The organism is Anabaena subtropica FACHB-260 (genome assembly GCF_014697105.1).
Taxonomy (GTDB): Bacteria; Cyanobacteriota; Cyanobacteriia; order Cyanobacteriales; family Nostocaceae; genus Trichormus; species Trichormus subtropicus.
The window spans coordinates 159,339-183,133 of sequence record NZ_JACJRF010000006.1 but is presented as its reverse complement, the minus strand read 5'-3'; the positions used below and the strand labels follow the sequence as shown (position 1 = coordinate 183,133).

Here is a 23,795-nt window from a genome sequence, read left to right as displayed (position 1 = left end):
TGGTGCTGACTGTTTAGACTGCGCGAGTCATAATCACAAACTTTTCGCCACTACCAATTTTGGTAAACTCTTCTATTTGCTCGAATCCTAACTTCTCCCACACACGTTGTCCCCGTTTATTGAACTGTGCTACCGTTACCCGCAAAAACTGCGCCCCATATCGAGCAGCCCCATACTTCATTACAGCTTTGGCATATTGTTCCCCATGTCTTTGTCCTGTTAAGTCTGGCCGTATCGCCATACCTAAGTCCAAAGCTTCAACACCATAGTTCCCACCTAGTACTTGACCATCCGCTCCAAAAGAACAATAGCCTTCGAGTTGCCCAAGCGGGTTTAAAATCGCATGAAAAGCATTTTTCGGGTCAAGCAAATAGCACAAATCTTCAAGGACAGTATTAGCGTCAAAGTTATAGCAATCGTATGGGTAAGTATAGCGCCACTTAAGGATTGCCAACGCATGATCCTTCTGGAGTGTTTTAAATGTAAGTTTCACTTTAACTTTCCTCAAAGTTTCGTAGTGGTGTGGCAAGGCTAAAATAGTGCATTAGGCTTGCCACGCCACTACACATACTTATATTTTTTCAATCATCAAATCTGATTCCCATATCATTACAAAAAATCTGTCTCTTTCAGAAATTTCAGAATCGCTTGATTGACCACTTTTGCAGAACCAGTGGAAGCATCATGATAGCAATTATCTAAAATCTGCAACTTGGAATTAGGCAGATTTTGATGTAATTTTTCCCCGTGACTAACAGGAAACCAACTATCTTTATCACCCCATAAAATTAATGTGGGAGACTCGATTAAACTCAAATTCTTTTGAATTTGACTCAGCATATTTGGTTTATTGGCTTGCCAATTCTCAATTTCTCGTGCTGCTATTTGTAACTCTTCGGCAACTTTAACTAAAGTACCAGGAATTTCAATAAATGGATAAGTAATCCAATACACATCTTCCTGGGTCAAAATTGAAGGATCGAATAACACTTTACGCCTTTCTATCGCCATGATTTCTCGAACTATTGGCGCAAATAAATAAGCTAAACGCAAAGAATCGATTGTTTGTAATATTTCTATTGGCGTTTGGGCAAGTATGGACATTGCCCAATGTGGTAAACTTTCAGCAAAAATTGGGGCATTAATCACTATTAATCGCCCAATTAATCTGACATTTCTTTGTGCTAAGGCAAGAGCAACTAATGCGCCTAAAGATTCAGCTACAACAATGGCTGGTTCATCACATAGGCATTGAATAATGCGCTCTAATTCAATGACTTGATGCCCATTTTTTTCGCGGCGAAATGAAGGCTTATCAGAAAAACCAAAGCCTTTAGCATCTACACAAATAACTCGAAAATACTTAGATAAGGGAGCTACACTATAACGCCAATTATAGCTCCAACTACCCATACCATGTAATAAAAATAAAGGTTTACCTGTTCCTTTTTCACCGTATGCAATTTGTACAGGATACCCATGAACATCACTAATTACCAGACTTTGCCGCCCTTTGGGGAAAGTCTCTTGCCACCAATCTTTCATGTATTTGCTCAATGAGTGATCTCAACACTCGTTAAGGCATTCTACAGCAGAAATTGGGGAATGGGGAGTGGGGAGTGGGAAAAATAAGTAGGGGCGCAGGGGGGGGATGATGGAGATGAAGGAAAAAACTGTTGACTAATGACTAATAACCATTTAAGTGTTTTTCAAGTAGCTTGATGTTATAGTGATTTGCTGTCCAGGCAAAGTCAAATAGATCGCCTATAATGGGAAAACTACCTAATAAACTATCAATAATGATATTAAATATCATTCTGCTCAATAATTTTTTAGGCACACCCAGGCGCGATGCTTCATAGACGATGTAGCTGGAAAGAATTAAACCTAAAACATCACCGCCAATAGGTATAAATCCGATGATTGGATCTAAACCAATAGCTATTGGTGTGCCGGGAACAGTTATGACTGTATCTAACAGGCGGCTTAGTTGACGTAGACGCTTTATGGTAACTGTTTGAGCATTATAGTCAATATAAGAGAACTTGGGAGAAGAATTAGGCATTCAGGCGATCGCTCGTTTTTCGCAATAAATAAAATTGTTCAACATTCTACTGCTATCTGAGAATTTTACAATAGTTGTAACGATACTTATTGAATAACTTCTTGTGGTAATTCCTTAGGTGTTTTTGAGCGGATATCTTCACCGACACTTACATTTAACTGGTCGCCTATTAACAAAACAGCAGCACTCATCCACAGCCACAGCATTAAAACTATTACTGTCCCCACTGCACCATAGACTTTGTTGTAGTTACCAAAATTAGCCACATACAATCGAAATAAGCCAGATAAAATTGCCCAGAAAACTGCGGCAATTATTGCTCCTGGCATTATCGGTGTACCTGGTTTCCAGACGCTAGTACCATAGCGATAAATAAAACTAAATGCTGTAGCCACAATTCCCAAAGCTAAGGGCCAGCGTAATAACTGCCAAAGATGCAGTAGGAAAATTAACCCACCATTTTCGTTGACCACCATTCCCAACAATAAATCACTGATAAACACTAAGAAAGAAGCCAGTACTAAAAGCAAGATAGTACCTACCGTTAATCCTAATGACACAAGTTTAGACTTCCAAAACGGGCGAATCTTTTCTTTAGGGATTTGATGTATTTGATCAAAAGCCGTCATAGCAGTACTTACAGCCCCGGAAGCCGTCCAAATAGCAATGACAAAACTCAAAGAAAATAAGCCACTATTTCTGGAGTTGGCAATTTCTCTACTAGCAAAATCACGAATCAATACCATCGCTTCCTCTGGTGCGACTTGGCTTAGTTGCGCCGCCAGTTGTCTGAAGGTGTCTTGCAAGGTGTCGGTAAAGAAGCCAATGGCGGTGAGTACGGCGAGAATTGCCGGAAATAAAGATAACATTGCATTGAAGGCAATTTCTGAAGCCAGCCCTAAAAGCCGCCTTTCCGTTGTTCGAGTAAAAGTTTTCTTGAGTGTGTGCCAGTTTAGATGACGAAAGAAGCGAACAAAACGATGCTGAAGCATGACCTTATGTGATGGCAGATAAGTTTCCCTAAATAATGTGCCAGATTTTACGTGGCGATCGCATCTACCGTAAAACTGCTTAATATTTGATAATCTTTATGCTTATGCTAACTATAGTATGTAGAACTTTAGTATGCAGCCGTTTAGTAAGGTATTTAGTTATGTTTTGATCAAAGTTGTATGGAGACAGAGATACTTTGGTCAAAGAGTAAGGAAAAAGATTAAAAAATAATTACGTTTATATAGTCCAACAATAGGAGTAATAAGTAAATAAATGGCTGAAAGTATTGAAATTGGACAACACCTAACACAACAGTGGCTAACAGAAATCCAAGCACTCAAGCAGCAGCTAATAGAACAGCAACAAGAACGAGATGCGGCTTGGGAAAGTGCTGAAAAGTGGCGCAAACTCTACAACACAGAAGCACAACAACGCCGCACAGATACTGATTTCTTCCGTCAAACGATCGCCTCCCTCAAAGCAGAAATTCAACAACTCAAAGGGATTGAAGGACAAACATTACCCGATGCAACACCTGGCGTAGGTGTGCAGCAAGAGTTGGCACAAATCCGCACAGTGGAAGAGTTGAAAGCCAAACTTGTGGATGTGATTAAAGAACGCGATCGCTTACGCCAAGCATTGAAAACCGAACAAGAAAACCACACCCAAACCCGCAAAAGCTTAACCACTGCCTTAGGTGACGCAATTGATAGCTTGGCCAAGGAACGAGGACGGGGGAGTGGGGAGTAGGGGAGGCAGGGGAGCAGAGGGAAGAAAATTGACTATGGACAACTGACAACTGACAACTGACTCTTACTTCTGCACTCAACACTCTTAAAATCCCATCGCCTTGGCTACAGAACCCAAATCTGCTGCAATGCCTTGTTTAAATTGGCTGTGACTATGTTTAATTGCTGTATCTGGGTCTTTGAGACCGTTACCTGTGAGGACACATACTACTGTTGCGCCTGTGGGTACTTGGTCTTTGACTTTTAATAAGCCGGCGACGGAAGCAGCACTGGCGGGTTCGCAGAAAATGCCTTCTGATGATGCCAACAGTCGGTAAGCGTCGAGAATTTCTTCATCAGTCACAGCGTGGAAATTTCCTTGACTGGCTGATTGGGCAGCGATCGCTTTATCCCAACTAGCTGGGTTGCCGATACGAATGGCTGTAGCAATGGTTTCGGGATGGGATACAGGTTGACCATTTACCAAGGGTGCTGCACCTGCTGCTTGGAATCCCATCATCCTGGGTAGGCGATCGCATTTCCCATCTTGATGATATTGACAAAAACCCATCCAATATGCTGTGATATTCCCCGCATTGCCCACTGGAATACACAACCAGTCTGGGGCGTTACCTAAAGCATCAACGACCTCAAAGGCTCCTGTTTTTTGCCCTTCTAGACGGTAAGGATTGACTGAATTCACCAATGTAATGGGATAACTTTCTGCCATCTCCCGGACAATTTCTAGCGCTTGATCAAAATTGCCTTTAATTGCCAATACTTCTGCACCATAAAGTAGTGCTTGTGCCAACTTGCCTAATGCCACATAACCATCGGGAATCAGGACAAACGCCTTCATTCCACCACGACGAGCATAGGCGGCTGCGGCGGCAGAAGTATTGCCTGTACTTGCACAAATTACTGCCTTAGCTCCTGCTTCCTTAGCTTTGGAAATCGCCATAGTCATCCCCCTGTCCTTGAAGCTGCCAGTGGGGTTTAGACCATCGTATTTCACAAACACACTTACTTGTCTACCGATGCGTTCTGCGATCGCTGGTGCCGGAATTAGCGGAGTATTACCTTCCAACAAAGTCACAACCGGCGTTTTGTCACTGACGGGTAAGTACTCACGATAGGCTTCTATGAGTCCAGGCCAGGGTTGGCGATGAGATTTAGCAACAGACAAGCTCAAAGTCACAGGATTTAAAAGTTTTTCGCTAAGGATTGGATATTGAAGACTTTAATTAAGTGGAAAGGTTAAAGAAGAAATATTTTTTAACTTTAGTCCCTCTTTTTGCGACTTTTCCTTCCAGAAGATTAATATTATCTCTTTTTGTACAAGTCTTCCACTGCCTATTTTATAAATGTAAGTTTATCGCAAAGTGGGGAGTCGTGAGTGCTGAGTTAGGTAATTTAAAAAATCCTTGCTCCTCTGCGTCCTCTGCCCCCTTGTCTCTTGGGGAACTTAGTATGATTTATTGAGTTCAATAGCATCCGTGAAATTTCTTAATAATCTTTATACAAAAAATAAATAATGGGTATTACTCCTCAGGGCAAAAATGCTATACTGTGCTAAGTAGATGCACCCTGATGATCTGGAGAGCTGCCCAAGTGGCTCTCCTTTTTTGATTTAGTGAGGACTGGTGGAAAAGAACCAATACCCCATGTCAAGAATTACGAACTACGAACTACGAATTACAAATTAGAAATTGCGAATTGGTATAATCGCCAGTCAAGCCACTAAATTTTGTTGTAGGGGTGAGAGAAGAAGATGGCAGACTGGCAGGAAATTACTGGTGGGATTACAGCACCAAAAGGTTATCGGGCGGCGGGAATTACAGCAGGACTGAAACCTTCGGGGTTGCCAGATTTAGCTTTGATAGTGTCAGATGTAGAAGCGATCGCATCTGGTGTATTTACAACTAGTCAAGTAAAAGCTGCTTGTGTAGACTACTGTCGTCAACGCTTACAAGCCAAACCAAGCGCCAGTGCCATTCTCTGCAATGCCGGACAAGCCAACGCCGCTACAGGTAGTCAAGGTGTTAAGGACGCAGCAGAAAGCGCCGAGTTATTAGCAAAAGAATTGAATATTTCCCCTGAATCAATTCTGTTGGCTTCCACTGGGGTAATTGGTCAACGAATTAAAATGGATGCTTTACGCAGTGGTATTCCTAAACTAGTAGCATCCCTTTCTGAAACAGGTTCAGACGCAGCCGCAGGGGCAATTATCACTACAGATTTGGTAACGAAATCCATAGCCTTAGAAACAACTATAGGAGAACGCCCAGTCCGCATTGGTGGTATCGCCAAAGGTTCGGGTATGATTCATCCCAATATGGCGACAATGTTAGCATTTGTAACTTGTGATGCCGCAGTTTCCCCCCATCTTTGGCAACAGATGTTAACTAGGGCAGCCGATAGAAGCTTCAATTCCATCACCGTAGATGGGGATACCAGCACTAATGACAGTTTAATTGCCCTAGCCAATGGACAATCTCGCACCCCAGCAATTACTGATGTAGGCGCAGAATCTGAAAAATTAGAAGCCATGCTCACAGCAGTTTGCCAACATTTAGCCAAAGCGATCGCTCGTGATGGCGAAGGTGCAACCTGTCTCGTGGAAGTGCAAGTCACAGGCGCACATGATGAACAAGCCGCTAGACAAATCGCCAAAACTATTGCAGGTTCATCGTTAGTTAAGTCTGCAATATTTGGCCGTGACCCCAACTGGGGACGCATCGCCGCCGCCGCCGGACGTGCAGGTATACCCTTCGAGCAAGAAAACCTGCAAATTCAGCTAGGAGACTTTTTACTTTTAGAAAATGGTCAACCTCTCCCCTTTGACCGCACAGCCGCCAGTGCATATTTGAAACAAACAGCCACAGGTGCATATCTTCAACAAGATACAGTCTTAATTTCTGTCAATGTCGGTAATGGTCACGGCGTGAGTAAAGCCTGGGGATGCGATTTAAGTTACGACTACGTAAAAATTAACGCTGAGTATACAACTTAAAGAAAGAGAATCAAGACTATTTGAGACCAATAGAGAACTACCAACTGACACAAGAGAGAAGATTAAATTAAAATACCTGTAAAAATATATAGGCAGTTATGACTTTTGATTATGACTTGTTTGTAATCGGTGCTGGTTCTGGAGGTTTGGCTGCTGCTAAACGGGCTGCTAGTTACGGGGCAAAAGTGGCGATCGCCGAAAATGATTTAGTTGGTGGAACCTGTGTTATCCGAGGTTGTGTACCCAAAAAACTGATGGTTTATGGTTCCCACTTCCCGGCTTTGTTTGAGGATGCAGCCGGTTATGGTTGGCAAGTAGGTAAAGCAGAATTAAATTGGGAACATTTCATTACATCTATAGATAAGGAAGTCCGGCGACTATCACAACTGCACATCAGCTTTTTAGAAAAAGCTGGTGTAGAACTAATCCCTGGCCGCGCTATCTTGGTAGACCCCCACACTGTGGAAGTTGGCGATGGTCTACGACCGACGGTCGGTCATCGCAAAATTACCGCAGATAAAATTTTAATCGCCGTTGGTGGTCGTCCCGCCAAACCAGATTTGCCAGGTATGGAATATGGCATCACCTCCAACGAAATCTTTCATTTAAAAGCACAACCAAAACACATTGCCATTATTGGTGCTGGTTACATCGGGACAGAATTTGCCTGTATCATGCGTGGTTTAGGTTCACAAGTGACCCAAATTACCAGGGGTGACAAGATTTTAAAAGGTTTTGATGACGACATCCGCACCGAAATTCAAGAAGGCATGACTAACCACGGTATTCGGATCATTCAAAATACCGTAGTGACAGCAGTTGAACAAGTCCCAGAAGGGTTGAAAATAAGTATATCGGGTGAAACCCAAGAGCCAATCATTGCCGATGTATTTTTAGTAGCCACAGGCCGGACTCCCAACGTAGATGGACTAGGATTGGAAAAAGCAGGGATTGATGTTGTTGAAAGTTCTGTAGAAGGGCCAGGATACAGCACCACGAATGCTATTGCTGTGAATGAATACAGTCAAACCAGCCAACCCAATATCTTTGCTGTTGGCGATGTCACAGACCGCATAAACTTAACTCCTGTAGCTATTGGGGAAGGTCGCGCCTTTGCTGACAGTGAGTTTGGCAGCAAACGGCGAGAATTCAGTCACCAGACTGTACCCACTGCGGTATTTTCTAATCCCGAAGCCTCCACAGTCGGGCTAACAGAAGCCGAAGCACGGGCAAAATTAGGTGACGCAGTGACAATATATCGCACCAAATTCCGCCCCATGTATCACAGTTTTACTGGTAAACAAGAACGCACAATGATGAAGTTGGTAGTCGATGGGAACACCGACAAAGTTTTAGGCGCTCACATGGTAGGTGAAAATGCAGCTGAAATTATCCAAGGTGTAGCGATCGCTGTCAAAATGGGTGCGACCAAAAAAGATTTTGATGCCACTGTGGGTATTCATCCCTCTTCCGCCGAAGAGTTTGTCACTATGCGATAAAGGGCAAGAGTAGGGGGAAAGAAGAAAAAATTCTTACTCCCTACTCCCCAGTATCTACTCCCAATGAAACAATACATCTATCTTCACGGTTTTGCTTCTAGCCCTCAATCTGCAAAAGCACAAGATATCGGCAAGCGTTTTGCCCAAATTTCTGCACAACTAACAATTCCTGATCTCAATGCTGGTGGATTTTCTCAGTTAACAATCACGCGCCAGATTCAACAAGTTGCAGCAATTTTCCCTGATGATTCTGTACCAATAACACTGATTGGTTCCAGTTTGGGTGGTTTGACAGCTGCTCACTTGGGACAGCAATATTTACAAGTAGAACGCTTAGTGTTGCTAGCCCCAGCTTTTGGTTTTTTATCCCATTGGCTGCCCAAAATGGGAGAGGAAGCGATGCAAATTTGGCAAAAAGAGGGCAATTATCCGGTTTACCACTATGGCGAAGGGCGATCGCTCCCCCTAAGTTACAATTTTGTGACAGACGCGGCTCAATACCAGGAAGACCTCCTGCAACGCCCAATCCCTACTTTGATTTTGCATGGCAAACAAGATGAAGTCATACCCGTTACAGCCAGCCGTGACTTTGCTTATTCCCGCCCTTGGGTAGAATTAGTAGAACTCGACAGTGACCACGCCTTAGGCAATGTTACACAAGAAATCTGGCAAGCAATTCGCTTATTCTGCCAGTTACCCGAAGGCGGTAAAATATGAACTCAGTCAATAGTTCATAGTCTACAGTCCAAAGTACTCTTGAAAGGCTGATAACTATTGACTGTTGACTGTTGACTGTTGACTATTGACTAATTATGCTTCCTTTCATCCGTTCAGATTTAGCCCAATTCACCGCCTATAAACCCCACCCCAGCAGCAATACAGCCGCAGCAGTTCCAGCCCAGTTAGATCGGTTGGATACGAATGAAAGCCCTTATGATTTGCCACCTGAGTTAAAACAAAAGCTCGCCTGGACTTTTCAGCAGGTAATCGAAAGTAATCGTTATCCCGATGGAGGACATGAGACACTCAAAAGTGCGCTCGCCCAATATGTCAACGAGTCGGCCAATCTTTCATCATCGCTGTTTACTGCTGACAATATATCAGTGGGTAATGGTTCGGATGAATTAATCCGTTCTTTATTAATTGCTACGTGTTTAGGCGGAGAAGGCACAATTTTAGTTGCAAATCCTACTTTTTCTATGTACGGGATTTTGGCGCAAACTTTGGGTATTCCTGTGGTGGCGGTACCTAGAAATTCCACAAACTTTGAAATCGATTTAACAGCAGCCCAATCTGCCATTGAACAAACTCAAAACCCTCCCATTCGGGCAGTTTTTGTCGTTCATCCCAATTCCCCAACAGCTAATTCTTTAACTGCAAATGAAGTGACATGGTTGAAAAATTTGAGTGATCAGATTTTAGTAGTAATTGACGAAGCTTACTTTGAATTTAGCCAAAACACCCTCGTTAATGAATTAGCACAGCGCCCCAATTGGGTAATTTTACGTACATTTTCTAAAGCTTTCCGGCTAGCAGCCATGCGCGTTGGCTATTGTGTAGCTCATCCAGAAGCGATCGCTATTTTAGAAAAAGTCCGCTTACCTTACAATCTACCTAGTTTCTCTATTGCATCTGCTCTAGTTGCTTTACAAAATCGCCCCATCTTGCTGGAATCAATTCCCCAAATCCTGAATGAACGCGCCAAACTCATTACTGGCTTCTCTCAGCATCCAGCATTAGCAGTTGCAGAAAGTGCGGCAAACTTTATTTTCTTGCGACTGAAACTAAATGGCGACAATTCATCAGACGCTACTTTACAAAAAATTCATCAACAACTCAGGAATTCTGGCACTTTAGTACGCCAAATTAGCGGCGGATTGAGAATTACTATAGGTACACCAGAAGAAAACCTCCGCACGCTTAATCATATACAAGCAATTTTGCGGAATGTAGAAGCCAGGCACTAGCAACTATGGCAGTTGCCAATTACATGAGTTACAGTACATCCTATCCTCTAGCACCTATTCTCTAATCCTAACCCTTATTCCGGTTCACTACCCCAACGACGTACCATTCCCACCGTTTGTGGTAGCACTCCTACTAACAAAGCAAAAGCAACATCAGGTAAATCAGCCACCATTGTGGATGGAAAGTATTGTTCAAATTGATCTAGAATCTTCTGCACTCGCTGCTGAGGTACTGGGTTTTCTGTAATTTGCTTGATTAAACGAATCCACTGTCGCCTGATTAAATAAGCTTTTTGCCGATCTTCATAAGATTCAGGCGTTAGTAAAGAAAGATTACCTATGGGTATCACCTTTTGACAATCACAATCATAATCTCCACCGATAGCTGCTCCTGGACCAGCAAATTCTGCATGATAGCGTTTAAATAAAATTAATCCGTTACGTCTCCGACTATTGACGATAAAAACTTTTCCACTGTGCAGAAGTGTCAAAACATCTGAGCTATGTGATTGCTCAGCTCCATCTAGCATGACAAAATCGTCAAGGCAACTGGTGTCAGGGTAGTAAGTTGATACCATAGTAATCTGATAGCGGCGGAGTTTTTCGCTATCCATGTTTGTACAAAATTTTGAACAATTGAGTTGTCTGGAAAACGTAAAGTGGACATTTATTATTAAATCCACTATAGTTTTTATTATTTCTTAGTAATATAAATTGTTTGTTCAATTTAACTAAGATACAGAGTAAATTAAAACCAATAATTAATTAAGTAATCACATTGTATGTGAATTAACTAAAATTGTCCCTAAATTATGCACGATTTTCTTTAAAGTTTTGATAAAGTCAAAGATATTAAATGACAAGTTATTGTAAGGATTTAATAATTTATTTAAGGTGATTTTACTGATGTCGATATTGTAATCAGACTTTTCTTTTTGACAATATCTATGTTTGGTAATTTCATAGTAAATTCATATTCTATAGAGTGTTTCTCGTTTTATTGATGTAATTCTCGTTGAGCTTAGGGGCTAGGATGTACTGTATCTTAATGTAATTGGGAACTGCTACAAAAAAAGGTAAATAGCATCATTTCCACAGGAAAAGTAGTATAACTTTACTTACACTCATTGTTATAGAAGCATTAACAGTGATTGCCTGTACAGGCTAAGACTCAAGTAAAAACAAAAGATAACAAACTATCCACTCAGCTAATCTTTAATTTAAAAACTCTTAGTTTACTGTTAGTAGTGAATGTTCACTAACTCATAATATTTAACCAAAATATTCAGGTGATGCTGGGAAATTGCTCAATTAAAAAATCTGTACAGAGAATAATAATGCAATGTAAATTTCTGCAATATTATGGATTTTTAATGACTATATATTAAGTTTTCGTAGAGGCGATCGCCTACGGTGGGGCGTAGCCCATTGCAGGCGATGGGCGGAACGCCATCGCATCAATTAATTGTTAAAGCATACAAGTCTATTTAGCTAGTTGGATCAAGGTTGATGTGCTTATGCAATAGAATCTGTTGAGAGCGCCTAAAGAAAAAACTATTCCAATGAGAATCAACTTTGTGTACCCGATACCCCAGCTTAAAATAAAGTTGCCGTGCTTGATAGTTATTTTCTAAAACGTGGAGGTATAGGTCTTGAAATCCCCACTCTCTAGACACCTGTTCACAACTGATGAGCAACTTTGACGCCACACCATGCCTACGATATTGGGGATGAACAGCTAAATTAGACAGGTAAGGAAAACTCTTGCCAATCTGTGTCCAGTAATCACTAAAACGCACACCAATTTCTACAGTTCCCACTAACTTATCAATTCCATTGTCAGTAGTCTCCACAACAACCAAGCAAAGGTGATGAGGTGCAGGCGATAACAGGCGATGTTTGAAATCTTCATAAATACCCAAACGTAGCAGAGGAAAAGCCCATCCCCAGAAACCAGTCTGAGAGTGAAAGCTTTCCGCAATAATTTGGGCAATACCAGTCAAATCAGCAGGTGTAGCAGCACGAACGTGGAATTGGTGAGAAACTGGCTCGGCTGATGCTGTCACGGGTTTGTAGCTAGATGGGTCAAAGAACCAGGATGTCAAAGTTGGTTGAATATTAATATTATTCAAATAAAATCTTCTCAAATATTCTAAACAGCAACTGGGAAAATTGAACTTGTAAATTGATTTAATAGTCAAGGGTCAATAGTCATTAGTCAATAGTCCAAAGTAATGAAACAAACCAAACACCTACAGACAAATGGTGACAACGAGTGTGGGAAAGTCTTTCTTTTTTATTCCCCCTATGCCTCACTATGCCTCATTCCTTAATCCCTAGCTTCTTTCTCTAGGATAACTGGTATAAATAAAATTTACTTAAATGTGTTAGTGCAACTGTCACAACGGGCAAACTTAATAAGCAGCTTCATCTGGTTTTTGCGCCAGACTGGAAGAATGTATAGAGTAAGACGGAAATGTAATTACTGGAGGTGAGACAAGATTTGGCTAGTAAGCATCAAATCGTAGAGGAAACACTGATATCAAAACCAATTGCACTGCGCTAGCGCAAATGGCATTCTTGACAAGCCATTGAGGCAAATTACTGTGAACCAATCCCCCCCAATCAGATTAACCTTTATCCGACTGCCGTTACAGCAGGAAAGCGGTGCATGAAATCCCCAGTAAACAGTAAGCCCAAAATTTTGGTTGTTGATGATGAACCAGACAACCTTGACTTGCTTTACCGCACCTTCTATCGTGACTACAAGGTGCTGAGAGCTATATCTGGCCCTGCGGCACTGGATCTGCTGGCGCAAGAGGGAGAGATCGCAGTGATCATCTCCGATCAGCGAATGCCGATCATGAGTGGTACAGAATTTTTGAGCCTGACAGCTACACAATATCCAGATATTATTCGGATTATTTTAACTGGTTATACTGACGTAGAAGACTTAGTAGAAGCAATCAATGCTGGTAAAGTATTCAAATATGTCACCAAACCGTGGGAAGCCGAAGAGCTTAAAGCCGTAGTCCGCCAAGCCCTTGATACTCACAATGTTCTCAAAGCCCGCACTCGTGAATTAACTCGCACCCTGCGTCAAGAATCGCTGCTGAATACAGTTACTAACACAATCCGCAGCGCCTTAGATTATCGACAAATTTTGCAAGCAATTGTCGATACAGTTGGTCATATGTTGGAGGTGGATGTCTGCCTATTACGTCCCTTTCAAGATGAGCAATTGGTGGACGAAGGATTTACATATCAGAAAAATTCTCCAGTCGCAACAGAAAAAACCATAACTGATTCTGCCCCTCAGCCTCTTCTGGCTGATACTGTCTGGGAAACCCGCGAGGTGCAGATAATTCATGATGTGGCGGGTGATGAGCGCATTCATGGAGATAGTCCCGAACTACAGTACAGGGCTGAGGCGTTTGCTGCGGCACAGATTCGTTCTAGTTTGGTTGTTCCCTTGATTTGCCAACAAGAACTGATGGCAGTCTTAGCACTGCACCAATGTTCTCAGGCTCGTGTCTGGGGAGAGGAAGAAGTGCAGTTAGCTTTGATGGTAGCGGATCAAGCTGCCTTGGCTTTGTCCCAAGCTTATGCTTATGAACAGGTACGGGCGCTGGCGAAGCGAGAATCATTAATTAATACAATTACAACAGCGATTCGCTCTAGTCTTAACCCTGAAGATATTTTTGCGGCTATTACCCAACAACTAGGACAAGCTTTACAAGTTGATGGCTGTGTCTTGTCTTTGTGGACTGAGGAAGATGAGTTTGTTCATTGTGTGGGATTGTATGATATTTCTCAGCATGGTGAAAATTTTCTAGAGAATCATCACCTTGTAGCTCAGGAGTTGCCAGAATCTCAGGCACCAATTCTAGAAAATCCCATTCTGCAAGAAATATTAATAACACATGAACCTGTAGTAATTACAGATATGAATCATTTTACTTGGGAAACCAAGGGATTTGATTTGCCTTTGAAAATGCCAGCACGATCGCTCATGGTTGTCCCTTTACTAGCAGACGGCAAATGTATCGGTAGTATCACCCTGCGGGAAGGAAATAGAACCAGGAGATGGCTATCATCTGATATTGAATTGGCAAAAGCCGTAGCCGCACAAGCAGCGATCGCTGTACAACAGTCGCATTTATACCAAAAAACCCGCGAACAGGCAGAGCGCTTGCTGCAACTAGACAAACAAAAAACTGAGTTTTTCCAAAATATATCCCATGAATTTCGTACTCCTATCACCCTCATTCAAGGGCCGTTAGAATCGGCAGTGGGAGCAGGGGAGGGCTTATCTTATGCTCAAAGTGCGATCGCCTTGCGTAATTCCCGGCGATTACTGCGGCTAGTCAACCAGCTACTAGATTTGCAACGCCTCGGCGCTGGAAGAATGCAGCCAAGTTTCCGCCCTTGTGATTTAGTGGATTTTGTCAGCCAAATTGCTGAATCATTTCGTCCCTACTGCGAAAAAAAGACACTACATCTGATTACTAAATTAGATGAATGCCCCAAAGTCTACATAGACATGGAAAAATTTGACAAGGTGGTTTATAACCTCCTGTCAAATGCCATGAAATTTACACCAGAAGGTGGCACAATCAGTGTCAAGCTGCAATCCACACATAATCATTGCATTTTGCAAGTCCAAGACACAGGTATTGGTATTGTTCAAGAACAAATCCCTCATCTGTTTGAACGTTTCCGTCAAGCTGAAGGTTCAGAAAATCGCTCTTACGAAGGTAGTGGCTTAGGTTTAGCTTTAGTTAAAGAATTAGTAGAACTACATGGTGGTAAAGTTACTGTTGAATCGGTCTACGGCAGAGGTACTACCTTTACCCTGTGGCTGGTTATTGGCAATGCTCATTTACCTGCACAGCAAATATTAGACACTCCTGTTGAACTTAACACCAGCCGCGCCAGCGTAGAATTAGCAGATTTAGAACTGGTAGAAACAACAGCAGAAATAGATATAGAAGCTATTAATCAATCTCCTATTCTTGAAACTTCCCACTCCCCACTCCCCACTCCCCACTCCCCTCATTCAATCCTCGTTGTTGATGACAATCCGGATTTACGAACCTATGTATCAGAAATCCTCCGGCGTAGTGGCTATCAAACCTATACAGCTCGTAACGGTTATGAAGGGTTTGGTAAAGCCCAAGAACTCAATCCCAATTTAATTGTCACTGACTTAATGATGCCTTTGGTGACTGGATTAGAGATGATTCGCATGATCCGCAACGAAGAAAAGGTGAAAGGAACACCGATTATTTTGCTGACTGCGAAAGTTGATGAAGAAACCCGCATTGAAGGTACAGAACATGGTGCGGATGCTTATTTAGCAAAACCATTCAATGACCGGGAACTTCTGGCAGAAGTTCGCAATCTTCTAGCCTTGAAGGAAAATGAAAGGCGAGTCTTGGAGTTAAATACTTATCTGACGGAATCAGTTCTTAAGCGCTTTTTGCCACCTGCATTGGTGTCAAAAGCTGCTGCGGGTACTTTGAGCTTAGATTTAAGACCGGAACCGCGCTTAATTACAGTCTTGTTTAGTGACATTGTTGGTTTTACACAGTTAGCTAATACTCTCAGATCCCGCCGAGTGGCAGAATTACTGAATGAGTATTTAGAAACCATGACCAAGGCTGTGTTTGACAACGGTGGAACTGTAGATAAGTTTATGGGAGATGCTATCTTAGCTCTTTATGGAGCGCCAGAAGAACTAACCCCAAATGAACAGGTACGTCGAGCCGTGAATACAGCTAGAGCTATGCACAGCTCATTGGCTCAATTGAACCAGCGCTGGCGAGATCAGGGAATCTTTGATACTCATGATTATGGTGGTGTGCAGTTTCGCTGTGGGATTCACCAAGGGACGGCTGTTGTGGGAATGTTTGGCAGTGCTGAACGTGCCGACTATACTGCTATTGGCCCTAGTGTAAACATCGCTGCTCGTTTGCAATCTGCTGCTGTTCCCGGTACAATTCTGGTTTCTGCGGCTGTCGCAGATTACTTGCAAGACGAAGAAATTACTAAAGGTAGTCCGCTAAAACTTAAAGGAATAGATGAAACAGTTCTGACCTTTGCTGTGACATCAGAATTAATGGCTAATCGCTAATATTCACAATAGACTTAACAGCAATAGCTCCGAACTATATATTTATGTATAAATATGACAACATCGGTAGCGGATAAAACTCCTATACCCGCTAAAGTCTGGCGGCGACATAACGATCCACCAGGTTTATGGTTTGCTATAGCCATAGGTTCATTTTCACTACACTTATTGGTTTTTTGGTTGATACGCTCATCTAATGCTGTGGGGCTTTGGTTTCCGCAGCAAAATCAAATTGCTGTTCCGATTGAGTTGATAGAAATTTCTCCTCAGACCAACTCTACAGATAAACCCGCCTCGCCACAACCTCAACAGTCCGTAAGAACACCTACCGCAGAACCAGTACCTCCAACTTCCTCAACTCAGGATTCTGAGATTGTTAATTCTGGTGAGCAATCCCAGGCGGAAATTAATAATAATGTTGCTCAATCTAACACGGAAGTTTTTCCTGAACTAGAAACAACGCCTACGCCAGAACCAGAACAGACACCCATACCAGAAACAGAACCCGCAACAACGCCTACGCCAGAACCAGAACAGACACCCATACCAGAAACAGAATCAGCAACAACGCCTACGCCGGAAACAGAACCAGAACCTACACCTATACCTACAGTTCCTGTGGGTGAGCTTCCTTGGAACCGTCGTGAAGAAATCGAACTAGGACAGGGAACGCCACTACCATCAGTTACTCCACCTGTTACACCAGAACAATTACAAGAGTCGGATGAAGTAGAAGAACAAACTCCACGGGATAGTGAAGATGCTTCAACAACACCAACTGGAGAAACGACAAACACTCCGTCTCAAGAGAATTCATCCAACATAAATGGAGAAACTGCAAACACTCCATCGGAAGATAATTCACCAACTCCCAGCGAAGAAACTGCTAAAATTCCGACTGAGCAATATACCCCAACTCCTAGCGAAGAACCTGCAAACACATCGACTGAGGATAATTCATCAAATTCTACAGCCAGGGGAGCGATCGCTACATTAATCCCTGTAGCAGAATCAGAAGCGCGCCAATTAGTCAATGATTTACCGGAAGTGCTTTCTGCATATCAAGGAAGTCTTACAAAAACCGTAGATTCTAGCTATCTTCCTGGTGATTCTGCAATCAAGCCAGCACAGCTACTAGCTAGTTTGGTAATTGATAAAGATGGTAACTTCCAGCAGGCGATCGTTCTTGAGATAGAACCCACAGATTTACAAGTTAATAAAAGCTCCTACGAGCAGTTAATGAATGATTTATTCAGAAACGAAAACTTCACTCCAGGACATAATCGTGATGGTACAAAACCAGACTTCAGTAATTTTTTCGTCAGAATTACAATAGAGCCAATCAGTCAGTAGTCATTGGTTACTATCTTCACTGGCTCCTACTTGTCTGATCCTACACTCAAGACTTGAATTTTCAGGAACAGTATGCTATGTTATTAAAGTTGGAAATTTGCGGGCGTAGTTTAGTGGTAAAACTATAGCCTTCCAAGCTATTAATGCGGGTTCGATTCCCGCCGCCCGCTCTCATCTTAAAACCCTTGTAAGTTAAGCCTTACAAGGGTTTTTTGTGTTTATAGAATACTTAATCTAATGGTACCCGTGTACCATATCTGAACAAGAAATTGGGTCTGTTTAGAGTAAATTGGGTGTAAATTGGGTGTAAATTGGGTGTAGCGAACTGATGTACTATAATTAGCTAAAAACAGTGTAATATGTACACCAAAACACCTAAAGGGAAAGTACCCAAGGGAAATGTCTCTATTATTGATTCCAATGGACGGTTACAACTACGATTTCGCTATGGAGGGAAAAGATACTATTTATCTCTTGGTTTACCCGATACAAAAATAAGCCGTAAAGCAGCAGAAACAAAAAAGAATCAGATTGAGTTGGATATTGCTTCAGGAAATTTTGATCCAACTCTGGACAAGTACAAGCCTCAATCAGTGCTGAGTACCGTTGAACCTGACATTACACCCAAAGTTACACCCAAAATAACAGAACTTTGGGGAGGTTATATCAATTACAAATCATCAAGCCTCAAGGAAACAACTAAGGGATACCACAATAGCTTCACCAAACTGTTCCAACGTTTAGGTGATATACCATTGCTGGATGCTCTTAAAGTGAAAGCAGAATTGGAGAGGATAACTACAGTAGGGCAAACCAAGCGGGCATTGATTCAACTTAATGCAGCTTGCAACTGGGCTGTAAAACATAAGTTGATTGACTCTAACCCTTATGTGGGAATGGCTAACGAGATGCCAAAGTACCGTTATCAATTGGAACCTAAACCCAATGCTTTTTCAGAAAAAGAAAGAGAAAAAATTATTAAAGCATTTAAAGATCATCGGGGAAATTGGAACGGTAGAGGCTATACAGGCATCAGTTATAGTCATTATGCTTCACTTGTAGAATTTTTCTTCCTGACAGGTTGTCGTCCATCAGAAGCAATTGGGCTTCAATGGAAGCACATAGCAGAGGACTGTGTTTATATTCGCTTTGAAGAGTCAGTGACAACATCGGGAAATGGTATCCCTACAAGAGTACAGGGATCTAAAAACAACAAAAAACGGCAATTTCCTTGTTCAGAAAGATTACGAAATTTACTGATATCTATCAAACCTGAAAATCCTAATATAGATGATTTGGTTTTTCCTAGCCCAAAGGGAAAAGTAATCAACTACAACAATTTTTGTAATAATGCTTGGAATCGAATTGTCGACCCTATTAAACCAAACACTACACCTTATAGTTGTAGAGATACTTTCATCACTATTCAAATTCTTAAAGGTGTTTCTGAATCAGTTATAGGTAAATGGTGTGATACCAGCGTTGAGATGATTGAAAAGCATTATGTAGATTATCTAAAAATGTTGAATTTACGACCTATTGATTAATCTGCATAAATGTCTTACGTTAAAAAACTTTACTAATAAGAGGAAAATTATGCACACAAAAGTCTTAGTTTTGCCCAGTCCCTATCTCATTGCTCCTGCACCATTTTATTTGGATTCTAGAGTTATCCTTTGCTCAGTTTTAGATGAGGTTACATCTGCGGGACAAAATTCAGATTTGATACAAACAGTTACAGACCAGATACTAATTGAGTATTGCAATTTAGTAGTTGGAGAATTCTATCGACAGGTTATTGATAGTAGATTTCCTAGTTGGAAGCTCCACGAAGAATTAGAACCTCTCATATTGCCAGAGGTAAGTTTATGGAAATCTGTTTTTAGAATGCTTGAGAATCTTTCTAAACATCTACTTTTGACTACGTATCCAGCTCTATTACTCCGTGAATTAATAAAAGAAAGAGAACTTATGGTTTTTATTGTTACTCAATCAAGCGAGACACGGAGAATGAAAAATTATTTAGCTCTTAGGCAACATCAAAACAGAGAACTCCAGGGATGCGAGAATCCTTTTGATAAGGAAAAAAGCCCTAACACATGGAAGATTATGGATTTGGCAATCAAGTTAGCAAATCGTGATGATGACTTCAGGAAAAAATTTTATATGCCTGTTGTGACAGCTAGGCAAAAAATTACTGCTTTTATGAAAAAAGATAAAAGTAGATTCATAATTAACGGAAACATGCAAAGGCAAGGCAGAAAAAAAGAACCGATCGCCTCAAAAGCTTAACTGGTAAGGATTAGAAAAGAAAAGTCGCTTTCGCGTTAGATTGGTAAAAATGGTTCATATTAGAGTAGTTCGTTAACAATTAACTCCGATATGAACTATTTTGTTAGCAAAAGACAGCTATCAGAACAAATAGGTTTATCACCTGAAACATTTAAGCGATATCGGCTCAAAGGGATTTGGGAAGAAGGAATCCATTGGCAAAAAATAAATTCCAGAACTACGCTTTACAACATTACTTTAATACTCGACTGGATCGCTAATAGAGATAATCCGCAGGCTCATCAAAGAGCGATAGATATTTATCTTCAGTCCCTTCCATCTAATCAACCACATAAAAGAGGAAGGAAGGTAAATTGATACACGAGAATTATTAAAAACAAGATTCAACCGCTTCTCAAAGCAAATATATAAGCTTGTTTGTACATAAAGGAGTCATGATTTTTACCCCAAAAAAGACAAACTCTTAAGTGACTGCTCCAAAATGAATTGCCTCCACTACTAGTTGCTCTGAAACACGACAACATAAGTTTTTAGAACCGGATAAAAACAGAGATTTTGAGTATGAAGTCGATGACAAAACTTCTAAGTCATTGTACTCAAACAGTTCATCAAAGTATTTCTAAATATTTATTGGCATAAAGGATAACAAATCGCTATGTATGCACGAACAGGCAAAGGAGCAAATGCTCCTAAAATTGACGTAGCTCAAATCCGTCAACAACTTGAAGCTCTGGGATATATCAAGGATGATGTAGTCTATATCCGGGCTTTTTATCCTAGCAACGATCCACGAAAAGCTAACGATGAAGGGAGAAAGACACAAACCAATAATCTAGATAAATTAGTCAAGATTGTTCGTCGATTTCAAACACAAGGTAGAGGGGTTTACTTCACTGTAAATGGCTGTGGACATAAAAATGATGAGATAACAGAGTGTCGAGCGATTTTCTTTGAACATGACAATCTAGATAAAGAAGTACAGAAGGAATTATGGCGATCGCTCCATTTGCCAGAACCAAGTTTGCAGATAGATACTGGCGGTAGGTCTATACATAGTTATTGGACTTTTGAGCAGTTCATCGATCCTCAGCAGTGGAAAAGTCTGCAAGCTGACTTACTAGAGTATGCAGATGCAGATCGCTCGATCAAAAATCCATCAAGGGTGATGAGACTGGCCGGGTGTTGGCATTTCGCGTCAGAGAACGTCGTTAATGGACAAACTCAAATCATCCTTAATACTGGAAAACGATACACCTACAAAAGTTTGAGAGAACTAATCCCATACCATGAGGCAAAATTACAAGGCAATCCGCCTGTTGCTGATGATTGGGCTGATATGCGGAAGCTGTCTCAATATCTAGAAGGTTATAAACCTGGAGGGCGTAAGAACTGGATAACTTGCAAGTGTCCTGTTCATGGGGGAAATAGTAGCGATAGCCTACACATCAATGAGCATACAGGACAGTTTCATTGCCATAAAAACTGTAACACCAAAGAAATTTTTAGAGTCACTTTAGACATCGCTAGATCAAAAGGTCATATCTTCCCAGAGAAACACCAACAGGCGATCGCCAAACCATCAAAAGTTCTTATTCACACTACAGCCACCATTCCATACGACGATATTAAAGCTGAGTACATCAATTTGCTAGATTCTCAGGTTTCAAAATCAGAAATAAGTCGTTTTAAAACTGAGGCAAACAAAAAGTATTATCCTGTAAAGTTAGACAATTTTCTAGGCAATGTAGAAGTAGAACATCGTAAGTCTGAAGATAATGAACTGATAAGAGAAGACATTCAAACAATATTAAGATGTTCCAAGATTAATTTAGATGTTAGGCAGTTCTTACCAAGAACAATAGCGACAGCCTTAATGTTATTTGGGCGCAACCAATCGCTACCAGAGACCTCATTAATGATGTGTTTAATCAGCGTAGTTAGCTCATCTCACATGGTTGGTACAAAGGTTCTGATCGGAAATAGGCACAATGAATTTTATCAAAATCCAGCTATTAACCATGCTTTAGTTGGTGAGTCTGGAACTGGTAAGTCAATCATCTTTAGAGCTTTGGTTAAAAAGCCTCTAAATGCTCTAATAGAGGAAGAAGTTAAACGATTTAAAGAAGAATCAGAAGAATACAACAGAGATTTAGCTGCATGGGAAAAATCTGATAAATCCACTCCACAACCAGAAGCACCAAAGCCAGTAAACAAGATGTATTTTACTGGCTCCACATTGGAAGGATTGAAAGATTACATTGCAAAAGCACCAGAATACTCAATACTGAATGTTGTTGATGAATTATCAGGTTTGTTTGGTGGATTCAATCAATACAAGCGTGGTCAAGGTAATGACCGCCAAGAATTTCTCAGTTTGTATGATGGTGATGGATTCAGTGAAGCTAAAGTGTCAAAGAACATTTGTGTTAAGGCAAGTAACACAGCTTGGCTTGGTGGATTACAACCCTCCATACTTCATCAATATTTTCAGATTGGCGCAAGTGATGGATTACTACCCAGATTTACTTTTTCAATACTGAATGAAGATATACGTCTACTACCAGATGAGAGCGCACCGGTTATTGACTTAACTGGACTGCTTCAAGGACTGTACAGGGCAACACTTAACTGTGCGCCTCAGACGTACCATATTACAGATGAGGCTTACCAATATTTCCGTAGTGTGGACAATAAATGGCAACTTGAAGCCGGAAGACTGCCAAACGGTGCTTTGAAAGAGTTTTTGAAAAAGTGTAAAGGGTTGTTGGGACGGGTATCCTTAAATCTTCATCTCATCCATGAACTATCAGATTCTTTTTGTGGAACTCCACCAGCAATTATTCCCTTAATTCGAGTGCAACAGGCAGCAGGTATCATTGAGCATCTATTAAAACAGATTCAGACAGTGCATCTACAAATAGCTGGGGAATCAACACAGTCTGCAATTTTAGCCATGATTAAGCTTTCTATAAAACGCCAATCACTGGGTGAGGAAGGATGGCTCACTGCAAGAGATGTCAGCCTCAGCCAAAACGCTAAAGGGCGAATGAAATCAGCCGAGGTTAGAGAACTGATGACTAAGGCAGTAGATATGGGTTACGGGGAATTAAGAGGAACTGGTAAACGATTAGAGTTTAGAACCAATAAAGTTGTAGACGATTTGTTGGCTGCTGATAAAAAAGCCTCAACCCCTGTAAAACAAGAAGTTCAGAAGAATAATAGTCAAAACTCTGTAGATGATTGTAGACGATTTGTAGATAATTGTTTCTCTCCTGAAACCATCGTGAAAACTGAATTACAGAAAGCCCAGTCTAATTTTGTAGACGATGTAGACGATTTTTCTCATGAGATGAAGGTCAAAACATTGGTTGAGCCACAAACAGATACTCCAGTTGTGAACTTGGATGAAAATTTACATAGAGAATCGTCTACAACATCTACAAATCAAGATTTTTATTCCGAAAGTATTGGTAGGAACAGCTTTGAGCCTGTTTCTCAAGAGTCTACAAATTACGTACACTTATCTACAATTTCTGAGCCACAATTAGATGAAATCCCTATCAGCGATAGCTTTGAGGTGATTTCTCCAAAGGTCTACAAATTTAAACAAGGGGATAAAGTTAGCTACCAAGGTTCAGAAGCTGAAGTGCTTACAATGATGGGTGAAAAATTATTTATTGACTTGGGAGATCGCTCATGCTCAGTGAGTATTAGTGATGTTAATCCAGTATGACCGCGATCGCTCACAA

The 23,795-nt window shown here is 41.2% G+C and carries 18 protein-coding genes and 1 tRNA gene; 12 read left to right on the top strand and 7 right to left on the bottom strand.

Annotated elements, in window-relative coordinates; genetic code table 11:
• Window positions 1-13 precede the first annotated feature (13 nt).
• The 4 genes from H6G18_RS24980 to H6G18_RS05730 form a co-directional block, all read right to left on the bottom strand.
• Window positions 14-493, bottom strand: a complete 480-nt coding sequence (locus H6G18_RS24980; RefSeq protein WP_190406127.1) for a GNAT family N-acetyltransferase — start codon at window positions 491-493, stop codon at window positions 14-16.
• A gap of 116 nt (window positions 494-609) precedes the next feature.
• Entirely contained in the window at window positions 610-1,545 is a 936-nt protein-coding gene (locus tag H6G18_RS05740; protein ID WP_190406126.1) for an alpha/beta fold hydrolase, read from the bottom strand.
• 142 nt (window positions 1,546-1,687) lie between these two features.
• Window positions 1,688-2,065, bottom strand: coding sequence for a DUF4112 domain-containing protein (locus H6G18_RS05735; protein WP_190406125.1), 378 nt, complete (start codon window positions 2,063-2,065; stop codon window positions 1,688-1,690).
• An 86-nt stretch (window positions 2,066-2,151) separates the two neighbouring features.
• Window positions 2,152-3,057 (bottom strand): YihY/virulence factor BrkB family protein, encoded by a 906-nt coding sequence (locus H6G18_RS05730; RefSeq protein WP_190406124.1) that lies wholly within the window; start codon window positions 3,055-3,057, stop codon window positions 2,152-2,154.
• A 274-nt stretch (window positions 3,058-3,331) separates the two neighbouring features.
• On the opposite strand from H6G18_RS05730, the gene H6G18_RS05725 reads away from it, so the two are divergent.
• Window positions 3,332-3,808, top strand: coding sequence for a hypothetical protein (locus tag H6G18_RS05725; RefSeq protein WP_190406123.1), 477 nt, complete (start codon window positions 3,332-3,334; stop codon window positions 3,806-3,808).
• A gap of 84 nt (window positions 3,809-3,892) precedes the next feature.
• On the opposite strand, the gene thrC is transcribed toward H6G18_RS05725, so the two are convergent.
• Window positions 3,893-4,984 (bottom strand): threonine synthase, encoded by a 1,092-nt coding sequence (thrC, locus tag H6G18_RS05720; RefSeq protein WP_190406122.1) that lies wholly within the window; start codon window positions 4,982-4,984, stop codon window positions 3,893-3,895.
• A gap of 573 nt (window positions 4,985-5,557) precedes the next feature.
• On the opposite strand from thrC, the gene argJ reads away from it, so the two are divergent.
• The 4 genes from argJ (at window position 5,558) to H6G18_RS05700 (ending at window position 10,265) form a co-directional block, all read left to right on the top strand.
• Entirely contained in the window at window positions 5,558-6,799 is a 1,242-nt protein-coding gene (gene argJ, locus H6G18_RS05715) for a bifunctional ornithine acetyltransferase/N-acetylglutamate synthase (RefSeq protein WP_190406121.1), read from the top strand.
• Between the two features lie 98 nt (window positions 6,800-6,897).
• Complete coding sequence (gene gor, locus H6G18_RS05710; protein ID WP_190406120.1) at window positions 6,898-8,298, top strand: glutathione-disulfide reductase; 1,401 nt, start codon at window positions 6,898-6,900, stop codon at window positions 8,296-8,298.
• Between the two features lie 63 nt (window positions 8,299-8,361).
• A complete protein-coding gene (locus H6G18_RS05705; protein ID WP_190406119.1) occupies window positions 8,362-9,015 on the top strand; it encodes a YqiA/YcfP family alpha/beta fold hydrolase in 654 nt (217 codons plus the stop codon).
• Window positions 9,016-9,110: 95 nt separating this feature from the next.
• Window positions 9,111-10,265, top strand: coding sequence for a histidinol-phosphate transaminase (locus H6G18_RS05700; RefSeq protein WP_190406118.1), 1,155 nt, complete (start codon window positions 9,111-9,113; stop codon window positions 10,263-10,265).
• A 74-nt stretch (window positions 10,266-10,339) separates the two neighbouring features.
• Here H6G18_RS05700 and H6G18_RS05695 read toward each other — a convergent pair whose 3' ends face one another.
• Window positions 10,340-10,879, bottom strand: a complete 540-nt coding sequence (locus H6G18_RS05695) for a hypothetical protein (RefSeq protein WP_190406117.1) — start codon at window positions 10,877-10,879, stop codon at window positions 10,340-10,342.
• 873 nt (window positions 10,880-11,752) lie between these two features.
• Window positions 11,753-12,397, bottom strand: a complete 645-nt coding sequence (locus H6G18_RS05690; protein WP_242040197.1) for a GNAT family N-acetyltransferase — start codon at window positions 12,395-12,397, stop codon at window positions 11,753-11,755.
• Between the two features lie 539 nt (window positions 12,398-12,936).
• Between H6G18_RS05690 and H6G18_RS05685 the strand changes: the two genes are divergently transcribed.
• From H6G18_RS05685 to H6G18_RS05655, 7 genes are all read left to right on the top strand, one after another.
• Window positions 12,937-16,401, top strand: a complete 3,465-nt coding sequence (locus tag H6G18_RS05685) for a response regulator (protein ID WP_190406115.1) — start codon at window positions 12,937-12,939, stop codon at window positions 16,399-16,401.
• Window positions 16,402-16,455: 54 nt separating this feature from the next.
• The gene (locus tag H6G18_RS05680; RefSeq protein ID WP_190406114.1) at window positions 16,456-17,754 is read left to right on the top strand and encodes a hypothetical protein; all 1,299 of its coding nucleotides are present in this window, start codon (window positions 16,456-16,458) and stop codon (window positions 17,752-17,754) included.
• Between the two features lie 99 nt (window positions 17,755-17,853).
• A tRNA-Gly gene (locus H6G18_RS05675) sits at window positions 17,854-17,924 on the top strand.
• 189 nt (window positions 17,925-18,113) lie between these two features.
• Complete coding sequence (locus H6G18_RS05670; RefSeq protein ID WP_190406113.1) at window positions 18,114-19,301, top strand: Arm DNA-binding domain-containing protein; 1,188 nt, start codon at window positions 18,114-18,116, stop codon at window positions 19,299-19,301.
• Window positions 19,302-19,350: 49 nt separating this feature from the next.
• Window positions 19,351-20,046: a hypothetical protein gene (locus H6G18_RS05665; RefSeq protein ID WP_190406112.1), complete on the top strand. Its 696-nt coding sequence runs from the start codon at window positions 19,351-19,353 to the stop codon at window positions 20,044-20,046.
• 90 nt (window positions 20,047-20,136) lie between these two features.
• Entirely contained in the window at window positions 20,137-20,403 is a 267-nt protein-coding gene (gene xisR / locus H6G18_RS05660) for an excisionase family protein (RefSeq protein ID WP_190406111.1), read from the top strand.
• Window positions 20,404-20,701: 298 nt separating this feature from the next.
• Window positions 20,702-23,779 (top strand): DUF3987 domain-containing protein, encoded by a 3,078-nt coding sequence (locus H6G18_RS05655; RefSeq protein ID WP_190406110.1) that lies wholly within the window; start codon window positions 20,702-20,704, stop codon window positions 23,777-23,779.
• Window positions 23,780-23,795 lie beyond the last annotated feature (16 nt).

What these genes read in the sequence shown, in the direction of transcription:
- H6G18_RS05725 (WP_190406123.1), top strand. Translation starts at nt 3,332, where the DNA reads ATGGCTGAAAGTATTGAAATTGGACAACACCTAACACAACAGTGGCTA.
- H6G18_RS05655 (WP_190406110.1), top strand. Translation starts at nt 20,702, where the DNA reads ATGTATGCACGAACAGGCAAAGGAGCAAATGCTCCTAAAATTGACGTA.
- xisR (WP_190406111.1), top strand. Translation starts at nt 20,137, where the DNA reads ATGAACTATTTTGTTAGCAAAAGACAGCTATCAGAACAAATAGGTTTA.
- H6G18_RS05730 (WP_190406124.1), bottom strand. Translation starts at nt 3,057, where the DNA reads ATGCTTCAGCATCGTTTTGTTCGCTTCTTTCGTCATCTAAACTGGCAC.
- H6G18_RS05700 (WP_190406118.1), top strand. Translation starts at nt 9,111, where the DNA reads ATGCTTCCTTTCATCCGTTCAGATTTAGCCCAATTCACCGCCTATAAA.
- H6G18_RS05665 (WP_190406112.1), top strand. Translation starts at nt 19,351, where the DNA reads ATGCACACAAAAGTCTTAGTTTTGCCCAGTCCCTATCTCATTGCTCCT.
- H6G18_RS05685 (WP_190406115.1), top strand. Translation starts at nt 12,937, where the DNA reads ATGAAATCCCCAGTAAACAGTAAGCCCAAAATTTTGGTTGTTGATGAT.
- gor (WP_190406120.1), top strand. Translation starts at nt 6,898, where the DNA reads ATGACTTTTGATTATGACTTGTTTGTAATCGGTGCTGGTTCTGGAGGT.
- H6G18_RS05695 (WP_190406117.1), bottom strand. Translation starts at nt 10,879, where the DNA reads ATGGATAGCGAAAAACTCCGCCGCTATCAGATTACTATGGTATCAACT.
- H6G18_RS05670 (WP_190406113.1), top strand. Translation starts at nt 18,114, where the DNA reads ATGTACACCAAAACACCTAAAGGGAAAGTACCCAAGGGAAATGTCTCT.
- argJ (WP_190406121.1), top strand. Translation starts at nt 5,558, where the DNA reads ATGGCAGACTGGCAGGAAATTACTGGTGGGATTACAGCACCAAAAGGT.
- H6G18_RS05680 (WP_190406114.1), top strand. Translation starts at nt 16,456, where the DNA reads ATGACAACATCGGTAGCGGATAAAACTCCTATACCCGCTAAAGTCTGG.
- H6G18_RS05740 (WP_190406126.1), bottom strand. Translation starts at nt 1,545, where the DNA reads ATGAAAGATTGGTGGCAAGAGACTTTCCCCAAAGGGCGGCAAAGTCTG.
- H6G18_RS05705 (WP_190406119.1), top strand. Translation starts at nt 8,362, where the DNA reads ATGAAACAATACATCTATCTTCACGGTTTTGCTTCTAGCCCTCAATCT.
- H6G18_RS05735 (WP_190406125.1), bottom strand. Translation starts at nt 2,065, where the DNA reads ATGCCTAATTCTTCTCCCAAGTTCTCTTATATTGACTATAATGCTCAA.